The sequence below is a fragment of the Exiguobacterium sp. UBA3968 genome, assembly GCF_002385115.1.
Classification (GTDB): Bacteria; Bacillota; Bacilli; order Exiguobacteriales; family Exiguobacteriaceae; genus Exiguobacterium_A.
Map to the genome: position 1 here is coordinate 634394 of NZ_DGCW01000005.1, position 12129 is coordinate 646522.

Consider the following 12129-nt stretch of genomic DNA (forward strand, 5'->3'; position numbering starts at 1 on the left):
CTTATTCGGAATGATGGCTTCAGACTGAAGACAAAGGGTAATTTTTCTCTTAATGAACTGAGCCCCGTAAAATGGACACTTTAATAAAAAGACCACGTTTTCTATGCTGCGATCAGATGGTCCCGATATTGTTTCGGGGTCATCTTTTTTAGGTTCCATTGACCGCGTTCGTAGTTGTAATAGCTGATGTAGTTCCCGACCATCTCGCGGACCTCCTCGATTGACTCGCACGAACGGTTGGCGACATAGTCCTTCAAATGACCGAAGAACGATTCAATCGGTGCGTTGTCGAGACAGTTGCCCCGACGGGACATGGACTGGACCAGTCCGAGGTCGCCAATGAGTCGCTGGTAGCCCGGATGGGTGTAGTGGAAGCCTTGGTCCGAATGAATCATCGCCTGAAAGACGAGGTCCATGCGAAGGTCCGTGGATAGGTTGTATGCCACGATCTCGCGTGTGGCGACAGACAGATAGACGTTCTCGCCGGAGGCGATGGGGAGATAGGTGATATCGGTCACGAATACCTTCCCGGGCTCGCTCTGCCGGAATTCGCGGTTCAATCGGTTCGGCACGACGCGATGCTCGTGCGTCGCCCGAGAGAGCTTGCGATACGGGTTCATCCTCCGGATTTTAGTCACGATGTTAAATTTGCGCATCAGTCGGAGAATCCGTTTATGGTTGATCGGGAAACCGAGGGTGGCGAACACCTCCATGTACAGCCCCCGATAGCCGACTTTGCCTTTATGGCTATCATGGATGCTCTTGAGAAGTGTCGCATCTAGGTGATCACGCTCTTCCCGGAGGGAATCCGCCTCGGCACGGTTCAACCAAGCGTAATAGCCACTGCGGCTCACTCCGGCGATCTCACATAATGGGCGGACGAGATTCTTAAGCTGTGCGATGCGGATGATGGTGTTGATGACCTGATATTTCTCTGCTGGTGTCAGTTCGTACGTTTCGCCTGCCCCTCTAACTGCTCTAGCTTTTTTAAGAGCTCGTTCTCTGCCGTCAGGTATTTGATCCGTGCCTCTGCCTTCGCCAACCGTCTCTCCATCGACTCGTCTGTCTTCGGGCGTCCGCCTCCCAGAGCCTTTCCACGTTTGTCGTTCCGGAGACCCTGCTCTCCGTCTTTTCGGAACGTTTGGCGCCAGCGAATCAACGCGGAATACGCTTTTCGTTTCCCGATCACCGTCAGATCGAATCCGGCCTCCGTGAAGATTTGTTGAGGTCCCTTTCCTTCCATGTTCTCACGTACGGTCTTGATCTTGAACTCGGCCGTGTACTGGATCAAGCGTTCTGATACGGAAGCGACGTTTGGGTTTTCTTCGAGCTGGTTGATTTGGGTCATAGTGAAGATGATTTTACTCATGATTGTTTCTCTCGTCTGATTGAATAGGTTCATTATAGCGATTCGTATCCACACGAAAAACCCCGAATGATGCACTTTTTTCAAGTGTCTATCATTCGGGGTTCAGTTCAAATTGAGAAGGATTGCGCTTTTTCGTTCGTCTCGAATCATTTATCAGGGCCAAGCTTCGCACCGCTGCTCCTGCTTATTTTTCTCTAGAAGGCGATTTTGAGCGAAAAAAATGCTTATGTGATACTTTTTCTCAATTCATTCAAAACAAACGGGAAATTGTTGATTTCGTTCCATAAATTGTTAGGTGGAACGTGATTGTCTCCTCGTTAAAAATAGGATAAACCTTTTTTGAGTTGAATTGGTAAAAAATAAATGTGATTATATAAATATAGTAAAATTGAAATGTTTTACTTCTATAAAAGTAAAATAAAGTATGGAGAATTGAGAGGTGATACAGAAAGATGAAAAATCAAATTTTAGAAAGTGTTTTCGCAGCAATGTTTTTTCTTATTTTTCTAATGTTTTTTGAAGGAATCCCGAAGTCGACTGATACATGGGTCGAATATGGAATAAAGTCTGTGGCAATTGCTGTCATTTTCCTAATAACGGAAGGTATTTTTTCTAAAAAATCTCTCAAAAAAAACACATCAAATTAATAAAGTATTCAATTGTTTTAATGCTGAGTACACGATTGAAACAAAGCCCACATGTGCGTCATAATGTGGGCTTTCTTCAATGCAAAGTGATCGAGTGAAATATATTACGATATGACGAATCCATTATTTTCGCGATGTTTATCTATGCTCTGATCATGATTATTTTTCTTTTAATTCTAACAATCTCCCTAAAATCAATAAATGTCATGAGTGACGAACTGAACTTGGTACAAAAGACATCAGATGTTCAAAGGCGTTTTTGCGCATGACAACTGATTGTTGTTGTAAAATGAGGACAATGACGGAACAGGTGAGGGGCGAACGGGCATGACGAAACGATCCATCCAAGATGCTGCTTTTTTGGGCAAACGAAAACAAGTAATGCGCTGCATCGAACGTGGTGACGATCTGAATGAACTAGATGAAGAAGGGTTTGCGGCACTTCATTGGGCGATTCAGGAAGGGTATCAACGGATCGTCGAATTGTTGCTTGATCACGGTGCAAATGTCAACCTTCCGAATCAGGACGGGATGTCACCGTTGCATATCGCGCTGTATGATCAAAAGACGGACATTGCATTGCTGTTGATTAAGCGCGGAGCCCATCTTGATTTAAATGAGTACGGCTTCTCAGCGCTTCACTTAGTAGCGGGGCGATCCGGCAATAAAAAAGTCTTACGGAAACTAGCGCAGAATGTGGAGTTGTTACATCAACGGACCGATGATGGAGCTGGGGTGACGCCGCTACATTACGCAGCGCAAGAAGGCAAGGCAAAAAAAGTCAAACTGTTACTTGAAGCGGGAGCAGAGGTTGATGTTATCGGATTAGACGGATTCACACCGCTGTATCTGGCAGTTGGGAATAATCATCCGAAAGCGGTCAAAGTACTCCTAAAGGCGGGAGCCGATATCGAGGCGGAAAACGTCGCAGATGGTGATACGGCAGTCCTTGCTTTAGCGAGTGCTTACGGTTATGAACGGATTGTCCGTTTACTTCTCTCTTATGGAGCCGATCCACTACATCGAAATGAAGACGGGCGGACAGCACGTGGTGCAGCACTTGATAATGGCCACCATCAGATTGCGGAAATTTTAAGACAAAAAGAGATTGATGCATTGTCTGAGGAAGAAAATAAGTGAGCGATTGACGACAACAGGAAACATCTGCGGATGCTTCCTATTTTTATTTTTAAAAGGACTTTCAAATCGCTTTGTCAAAATAGAGATTAGGAGAACACTTATTCGTCATCGAAAGGAAGGATACATCATGAACGCAAAGGATTGGATGGTATGGAATTTAAATGAAGTGAGAAGAAGAAGCATCAAAGTCTGGTGTTCGATTCCTGAAGATAAGCTGAACTGGAAACCGGATGAGAACGCCATGACGTGTTTCGAAATGATTCGTCATGTGTTAGATAGCGAGTATTATTATTACTTAGCCTTACAAAATGAAGGCAGTCTATCGTCGTATGAGTCTCCGTTTGAAGGGCGTGACTTCGTATCAGTGCAAGAGGAGCTAGACTTTGCGGAGGTCTATCGGGAGGAATTCATGACATATGTCGGGCGACTACCGGAATCAGATTTAGCGACGGTCCAGATTGATCGTTCCGAATCAGGTTATGTCCGTTCGCTTGGTGATATGCTGTTACGAATTGCTTATCATGAAGCAGTGCATACAGGACAGCTACTCGATTATTTGAGAACAGCAGACATTGAGCGTGTGCGGGTTTGGGACTAAGGTAGGTGAATGAGAAAATAATGGTAGTACTATGAGCTACCGATGCTAGGGGGATGAAATTCTTGAATATACGTTTAGCCACGTCCAAAGACATGAAGGTAATAGCAAAAATTTACGTTGATACGTGGAGGACGACATACGCCGGTTTAGTACCCGATGTATATTTGAAACAACTCTCAGTTCAACGAGCTGAACAAAAATGGACACAGTTTTTGAACGATTCCTCACAAGATACGTTCCTATATGTGGTATTGAACGAACAGGGAATCACAGTGGGATTCGCAGCAGCTCAGATTCATGCTGATGATGGAGTACGGATAGGCGAGTTATCTGCCCTCTATATATTACCTGAAGCGCACGGTTTAGGGATCGGCAAAAAATTGATGGCGACTATCGCTGCTCATTTCCTGAAAGCAGATGTCTTCTCGATGCTGGTTTGGGTGATGAAAAAGAATGAGCCGGGACGAGCATTTTACAAACGACTCGGAGGTAAATACATAGATCATCGCCAGAGTCGTTTTGGGAATGTCACGGTTAAAGATGAAGCATATGAATGGCTGGATATTACCACGCTTGTCCGTCATCAGAATTAAAAACAAGGAGGAAGTACGATGCATCTGTACTTCCTCCTTGTATGAATCACAGACTCCATTTCATTAGTAATCCAGCTTGTGTCAAACCGCCACCAAATCCATATAATAGAAGCAAGTCACCCGTTTTGATTTTCCCTTCGGTAACACCTATATCTAAAGATAAGGGAATGGAGGCAGCGGAGGTATTTCCGAAATGGATGAGACTGTAAAGCGCTTTATCAAAAGGAACATTGCTTTTTTCGCAAATCGATTGAATCATGCGTAGGTTTGCACTGTGCGGAATGAACCAATCGATTTGATCCAAAGTCATCGATGCCTGATCCACTACTTGTTTCATTCCACGAGGAACCGTGCTGACCGCCCACTTGTAAACTTCGCGTCCATTTTGGATGAGTTTATTAGTGGGAATGATAGGATCTTCGAACAAGTGATTTGACAAGTTCGAGCAATAGAGACTGGCTCCTTTTTCCCCTTCCGAGTTCAAGTAGAATGAAATAAAGTCAGACTGGACTTCATCGCGTTCCACAAGAACCGCTCCACTACCATCTCCAAATAAAATGCATGTGTTTCGATCGGCATAGTCAGTGATGTTAGAGAGTGTTTCTGCTCCGATGACGAGAATTTTTTTATGAAGACCAGATGAAATTAACCCGTTCGCCAGGTGTAATCCGTATGTAAATCCTGCACATGCGGCGTTCAAATCAATTGCACCCGCATGATTGATACCGAGTTTTGCTTGTACCAATGATGCAGTACTTGGTGTCTTAAAATCGGGTGTCATCGTACAGATGATGATCATATCAACATCTTGAAATTCTGTATTGTAACGCTGTTTTAAATTCATAGCTGCTTGATAGGCAAGATCACTTGTCGATTCAGTCTGACCCGTGATTCTTCGTTCTTTGATGCCTGTTCGTTGCACTATCCATTCATCATTTGTTTCTACTAGTTTCTCTAAATCATGGTTCGTCATGATTTGATTTGGAACGTAAGAGCCGATTGCTGTTACTCGAGCATGATATGCAGTCATAAATGGTTCCTCCCTGTAAAAAGATGTTATACTTGGTTTTAGTACTAGGTACTAATTTAAGCGAATTTTCTTTTAAACACAAGGAATATAACTTATCGTACACATCATCAATTCGATTAGATGAAAAAAAGAGCGGTCTTTAGCGGATGCTCGAAAGGAGTAAGGAAGGATGATTGGAATCAGCATCGCCACCGCATGGGAGTTTGACGCGACACTTGCGTATTTTCATGTCTCGCCTGAGGAAAGAATCACTTATCCGTATGGTGAATACTTCACGCGTGAGATAAACGGGAAGACACTTCTGTTTTACAGCACGGGCGTTCGAAAAGTAAATGGCATCGGAGCGAATCAATATATGATCCTCCGTTTCTCATTGACGAAGGTCATCGTTGCCGGAACGTGTGCCGGGATTGACCCGAGGTACGACGTACTTGACATCATCGTTCCAGATCGTGCCGTTCAATATGATTGTACGGTCAAAGAGATTGAACCACTCATTAAACCGTCATTCATCGTCAATCTCGACGTCTCAAAATATGGCAACGACTTTCATCTCGGAACGATCGGAACGGCTGATCGCGCTGTCGTCATGTGGCGAGACTATATCGAACTGCGAGATAACGGTCTGACGATTGCCGATACGGAGGCGGGGGCTGTCGCGTACATCTGTCAGAAAAATGCCATTGAATGTATCATCATCAAAGGCATTTCCGATTTTCCGACCGAAGAGAAGAACGAGGGTGCTGTCGAAGCAAACGTCGAACAGATGCGGATCTATATCGAGAACACACCAAAAGTCATGCGACGGATTTTTAACGACTACTTGCATCGATTTCTAGCGTAATTCGTAACCGACGCACTTCTTTTACATATTTTCCAAGTTTCTTACGGCAATATAGTTCATTGGCATTGTATTTTTTGAAATATGTTCTATCATAGTGAATGGAAACGTTTTCTCGAAATGGTGAGTACATACCGAACTGTACAAGAAATGCGCTGCAATCGTCAGGATTCGTAGGTGTAGAAGTAGATGGAGGGACATAGAAGCATGCAAGAATGGAAAGTATCTGGTCAGAAACGGATTGATATCGAAAGCCGGTTTCGTCCAGAAATCGAAGGGCTACGCACGGTAGCTGCCTTACTCGTCGCAATTTATCACATATGGTTCAATCGTGTCTCAGGTGGTGTCGATGTCTTCTTCGTCATCTCGGGTTTTTTAATCACGACATCAATCATCTCGACGATCAACCGGACAGGAGAGTTCAAGTTCCTGCCGTATGTGACAAAGTTGCTGAAACGACTGTTGCCATCGGTTTTATTCATCTTAGGAGTCGTCTTGGTATTAAGTACGTTTTTATTACCAGCATCGATTCTCGGTAAAACGATTCGTGAAGTCGTCGCCTCGATGTTCTTTTATCAAAACTGGCAACTCGCCGTCTCAAGTACTGATTACTTGGACGCGACGCAAATGAAGTCACCCGTCGAACATTTTTGGGCGTTATCGATCCAGTGGCAATTTTATATGATTTGGTTCGTTTTGTTTTCGTTCATCTTATGGATGATGAACAAATATCAGATTCGGTCAATTAAAGCCGTCCTCAATGGTCTGCTTGGATTCTTGTTCGTCACGTCACTTGCGTACTCGATTTATCTGACTGAAGTCAATCAGCCATGGGCGTATTTCATTACGCCGACACGGGTCTGGGAATTCGCCTTAGGCAGTTTGTTATGCGTGAACTTATCTGCGATTCGTATCCCGAAGTGGGTGGCAACGATCATCGGTTGGATCGGTCTGCTTGGCTTGCTAACAACTGGTGTCCTGTTCAATGTCTCGCAAATGTTCCCTGGCTACATCGCACTCTGGCCAATGACATGCGCCTTGATGATCGTGTTATCAGGAACACAAGAGACACGATTCGGATTAAAGCGATTCCTCGGATCAAAACCGATGGTCAAGCTCGGTGGGATTGCCTTCGGGATTTATCTCTGGCACTGGGTACTGCTTGAGTTCTATCGCTACAACGTCCAACAAACACCTGGTCTGCTCGTCGGCACATTGATCATCGTCTCGTCGATCGGCTTATCGTATCTGATGACGGAATGGATTGAAAAACCGATCCGGACTTCGACCGTCAATCGGACAGCGTTCAAGAAATTAGGTGCGCTGTTGACGGTCAACGTTTTGTTAATCGGATCATTACTCGGATTCGCTTATATGGAAGAACAAGAGCTGAAACAAGCCGTCAGTAAGAATAAATATCCGGGTGCCTTAGCAATTGAACAGGCACTGTCTGTACCGAAACAAGACCCATTCCCGTCATATGCGAACGTCTTCAATGACTTACCCCTCGTCCATACGGATGGTAGCAACCAAGGGCTGCAGAAGACGGAAGCGAAGGTCGGTGAATACGGGAAGACAAAGGAGTATAAAGCAACAATCGCGCTCGTCGGGAGCTCGCACTCGGAGCAATGGTTCGGTGCCTTACATGAAGCAATCAAAGGGACGGACATCCGTTTACTTAACCTGACGCGGTCAGGAACACGTTTTTCAACCGGCTATGAACCGGACTCGCTAAAAGGGATCTGGAATCAGAACGTCTTGAACTATTTGAAAGATGCCGATGTTGATTTGATCATCTCGCACGTAACGGCAGCGGATGCTTCAAAAGACAGCATCCATCAACAAATGGTCGACCAGATGCAGTACGTCAAGGACGAGTATGGGATTGAGGGGCTAGCACTCCGGGACAATCCACGATACGATTTTAATGTACTCGAGGCACTGGAGACGACGAGCATCGCTGATACGACGAAACAGATGAACACACAACCGAATCAAACGGATGAGGCGTATTGGAAACAATTCGAAAAAACGAACCAGTCGCTCCATAAGCTGGATTTGACGCGTTACTTCCACGTCAAAGGCGAGTACCGTCCCGTTATCGGCAATGTCGTCATCTATCGCGATAACAGCCATATGACGAATACGTATGCGGAAAGTTTTGCTCCGATGTTCAAGAAAAAGCTCAACGAGGTCCTCACAGAAAAATTAGCGACGGACGAATAAAATATGTAAAACGGCTTGCATCCAGAAAAGGGTGCAAGCCGTTTTTTCATATCATCGGTCAAACAGAGTAACTGCCGTCTGGTTGTTCAAGTAATTCAAGGGTTTGAGTGCGCATCGTTTGATCCGTTTTGAAGTACGCATCGACGACACGAGAAGCGGCAAACCCATCCTCCATCGGACCGTACGTCGCACGGAATGCATCGAGTTGCGCTTGATACATTTTCGTCAGACGCGGAATGTCCGATAAGGCGTGAAGCAAAGCCTCTTCCGTTTCTAAGATCGGTCCTGGAAGATCGTTGTAGTAGTCGAGGTAGAACCCGCGCAGCGTATCGCGGTAGAGATCAAGGTCATACGCATAGAACATCATCGGACGATTCATGTTCGCGAAGTCGAAGAAAACAGAAGAATAGTCCGTGATCAGTAGATCCGTGATCAAGTATAGTTCTTGAATATCCGGATAAGTTGTCACGTCGATGAACTGTTCCCGGTGCTGTGCCGGAATCTTCGGCTTTTTCGTGACGAGCACATGCGTCCGAATCAAGAAGACATACTCATCGCCTAACGCTTCTGCGACCCGGTCGAAATCAAACGGATAGTCGAAGTAGAACTTCCCTTTACCAAGCGACTGATGGTCACGGAAAGTCGGTGCATACAAGATGACTTTCTTGTCTTCCGGCAGTTGAAGCTGCGTCCGGATCCGTTCGATTGTCGCTGCATTATTCGCCGTAAAGAAGAGATCGTTTCGCGGATAACCAGATTCGACGACCGGTCCCCCGTACTGGAACGCACTTCTAAAGATGTTCGTCGCATAGGGACTCGGAGACAAGAGGACGCTCCATTGCTGGATCGCGTTCGTTACACGCTCGACATAGCCTTCGTCCCGTCCATGGATCTCGTCTAAGTCAAACAACATCTTCTTCAAAGGTGTGCCGTGCCACGTCTGGATGTAGGTCGTCTCTTTTCGCCGCGTCATGTAATGCGGGAAGTTCTGATTGTTGACCCAAAACTTCGCCGTCGCCATGTAATAGAAGTAGGCAGGAGATAAGCGTTTGATGACTTTTGCGTTCGGATCTCCGAGATAAAGCTTCTTGTTATAGATCCAGACGACTTTGTAGCCGAGTGCTTGTTTCTTCAGTTCCTCATAAATGTAACGCGGACTGTCCGCGTAATGTTTACCGAGCCCACTCTCGAAGACAACGAGTTTCGGGTCGACCGGCAAGACGCGTTGCATGAGTCGATATCCTGCCTTCATCGTCGGGAAGTAGAACCGGCTACGACGATAGACCTTAAAGAGGATGTTCGCCGCCTCGTTCGTCTGAATCTTCTCTAAAAGACTCGTCTGTTTCGTATAATTAGCGATTGTTTGATAGACCTGATCAGAGTAAGTCGTATCCGTTTTCGTCAAGAAGACGTCAGCGCGTCGTTTGTATTCATCCGCCATCTTAAAATCACGGCGTGCCGTCGCGTCGAGATCCTCGAACAAGTCATCGATTGTTTTTGAAATCCGCCCTGGTAATTCGTTTTCGAGATCGAGATACGAACCGAGAGGACCGATGAAGCGTTTCGGGTCGAATTGCAGGTAATGGACCGGTCGCTTTAAGAAACTGAAGTCAAAAGCGACACTCGAATAGTCGGTGACGAGCAAGAGGCTCTCCTTTAACAATCCTTGAACATCGCGTTCGCCCTGATGGATGACCGTGATCGGTAAGTTCTCGAAGTGACTCGAATATTGCTGCATGTTTGGATGCAGGCAAAGAACGATCTCGAGACGATGCTGTTTCGCGTACGCATGCAAACGATCACTCGATAGGAACGCTTGGTACTGCTGATAGTATTCTGATTCGAAGAACTGGAGTGGCGTCTGTAACCACGACCGCCACGTCGGAATGACGAGCATCTGACGTTTGACCGGGACGTCATTTTTCAAGAGTGCATCAAAGCGAGACAAGCCAGTAATTTTGACCTCGCGCTCAGCGTATCCCATATCTTGTGTGACGAGTCGTTTTTCCCGCTCCGAGCTGACAAGGAACAAATCCGTGTCGAAGGCAGCAGCAAATTTCCCGTATTGATTGTTCATGTTCTTCGTTCCGAGAACCCCGTGTTGGATGAAGACACGATCTGCACGCATCTTGCGTTTGAACGGCTCCGAGCGAAGCGGATACAAGTATTCCGCGTGGTGTGTCCCGATGACCTTCTTTGCCATCAAAGAGTGATAGATGTGTTCCTTCGATTTGATCGGCAAGACGTTTCCGAGCGGAGCGACTTGCGCATATTCGTTCGACGCCGGATCGATGACGTAATAGACCGGTCGCTCCGGATAGGTCTCGCGCATGTATTTGAAGAAGTGGTAACCATTGTCCTGCGCTTTATATGGACGTTCTCCGACGAGCCACGTGTTCTTCTCGGCAAACAGCCGGTAGAGCGGGGCAAACGTCATCAGATGATTCAGGTAGGCGTAATTTTCATTCGTGAACTCGGTCATCTCAAATGATAGATTCCGGTGACCGACCGTGTAGTACGGAATGATATGCATCGTCGACGTCTCATCTTTCCCTAACGCTTCCGGTGTCAGCTGACGCGTGATATAACGGGCACGACCGAGACGGTGTAATTTCGGTTCCGATCGGTGATAGAAATCGAGCGTGATGAAAGCATCATAAACCCCTTCTTGCAATTGGGCTGCTTGATAGAGGTGCGACCAGTGAATCTTCGCCGTGTAATGATAGCGATACAATCCGAATTTTTTCGCACTTACCTCGTTTTGGTACAACCAATCGATTGGGATAGGGACTTGATCGCCACTCTCTCGGTGAACAAGGAGCAACCGTCCCGTCTTGATGAACGCATGACGCGTAAAGGCTTTTCCGCTGATGACTGTCGTCGCCTTCGTCTCATTATGGACCGCATCGATTTGAATCTTCGGCTTCATCTGCGGTTCTTTATTCAGCAATAGACGCAGATTGCCTTTTAAATCCGTATACAACTGGACGAATTCGTTGAACGTCTCATCCATCAACGGCGCGAGAGGCGCAGGAATCTGTGTATCAAGAAAGCGCCCCAACAGAATTTCGCGGGTGAAGACGGTCGCGTCGAGCGTAGCATGGCTCGGTAACCCGTCGGATTCCCATTTTTGTAATTGTTCCGGTGTGAGATGCTCGACTTTTTTTGTGAACGTTAGCCAGAGTGAAAAACGACCAATCGGATAGAGCGTATCTTGATCGGCTTCGACGGACTCGATCTCAGAGAGACCGTCCTCTTCGACCGTCGGAACGTCCGCCTCTTCTTGCATCTGAGCAACATGTTGACTCAATTGAGACACGATTGAATGCGACAGCTGAAAGGTGAAGCGATGATCGTCCAGTTGGTTCGGCACTTCAAGGACCGTCTCTTGCGATCGATCGCGGATACGTAACGACGTGATCGTCAGCAACGGATCATTCAATTGACCGGATAGCGTATAGTCTGTCGGCGAAGATTGAATCTGTAACGATTCTTTTAATGCCGATCGTTTAAGCTTTTTTTGTTTTTTCGGAAGTACGGAATGTCCAAATTGGAGCACCCGGAGAGCAGATTTAAAAAGCATGGAATCAAGGAACCTCCTACTAAAAGATGTTATATGAAAGCGTTATCTTCCCTTAGCATTCTATCATAATCAATAGCTAAAACATCCTAAAATTTGAAAAAC

General features: G+C 46.1%; 8 protein-coding genes. 5 read left to right on the forward strand and 3 right to left on the reverse strand.

What is annotated here, in order from left to right; genetic code table 11:
- Positions 1 to 101 precede the first annotated feature (101 nt).
- Positions 102 to 1369, reverse strand: a protein-coding gene (locus tag B3S86_RS04930) for an IS3 family transposase (RefSeq protein ID WP_414651164.1) whose coding sequence is annotated in 2 segments (ribosomal slippage) — positions 102 to 1000 and positions 1000 to 1369 — 1269 coding nt in all. Because the reading frame shifts where the segments join, the coding sequence is not laid out codon by codon here.
- A 974-nt stretch (positions 1370 to 2343) separates the two neighbouring features.
- Here B3S86_RS04930 and B3S86_RS04935 point away from each other — a divergent pair.
- From B3S86_RS04935 to B3S86_RS04945, 3 genes are all read left to right on the forward strand, one after another.
- A complete protein-coding gene (locus B3S86_RS04935; protein WP_290749783.1) occupies positions 2344 to 3156 on the forward strand; it encodes an ankyrin repeat domain-containing protein in 813 nt (270 codons plus the stop codon).
- Positions 3157 to 3283: 127 nt separating this feature from the next.
- A complete protein-coding gene (locus B3S86_RS04940) occupies positions 3284 to 3754 on the forward strand; it encodes a DinB family protein (protein ID WP_035408351.1) in 471 nt (156 codons plus the stop codon).
- Positions 3755 to 3816: 62 nt separating this feature from the next.
- The gene (locus tag B3S86_RS04945) at positions 3817 to 4347 is read left to right on the forward strand and encodes a GNAT family N-acetyltransferase (RefSeq protein ID WP_290749788.1); all 531 of its coding nucleotides are present in this window, start codon (positions 3817 to 3819) and stop codon (positions 4345 to 4347) included.
- A gap of 46 nt (positions 4348 to 4393) precedes the next feature.
- Here the strand turns inward: B3S86_RS04945 and B3S86_RS04950 are convergent, their stop codons facing one another.
- A complete protein-coding gene (locus B3S86_RS04950; protein WP_290749791.1) occupies positions 4394 to 5377 on the reverse strand; it encodes a ketoacyl-ACP synthase III in 984 nt (327 codons plus the stop codon).
- A 169-nt stretch (positions 5378 to 5546) separates the two neighbouring features.
- On the opposite strand from B3S86_RS04950, the gene B3S86_RS04955 reads away from it, so the two are divergent.
- Positions 5547 to 6221: a permease gene (locus tag B3S86_RS04955; protein WP_290749794.1), complete on the forward strand. Its 675-nt coding sequence runs from the start codon at positions 5547 to 5549 to the stop codon at positions 6219 to 6221.
- 204 nt (positions 6222 to 6425) lie between these two features.
- Positions 6426 to 8444 (forward strand): acyltransferase family protein, encoded by a 2019-nt coding sequence (locus B3S86_RS04960; protein WP_290749797.1) that lies wholly within the window; start codon positions 6426 to 6428, stop codon positions 8442 to 8444.
- 58 nt (positions 8445 to 8502) lie between these two features.
- Here B3S86_RS04960 and B3S86_RS04965 read toward each other — a convergent pair whose 3' ends face one another.
- Positions 8503 to 12027: a CDP-glycerol glycerophosphotransferase family protein gene (locus B3S86_RS04965; protein WP_290749800.1), complete on the reverse strand. Its 3525-nt coding sequence runs from the start codon at positions 12025 to 12027 to the stop codon at positions 8503 to 8505.
- Between the last annotated feature and the right edge of the window lie 102 nt (positions 12028 to 12129).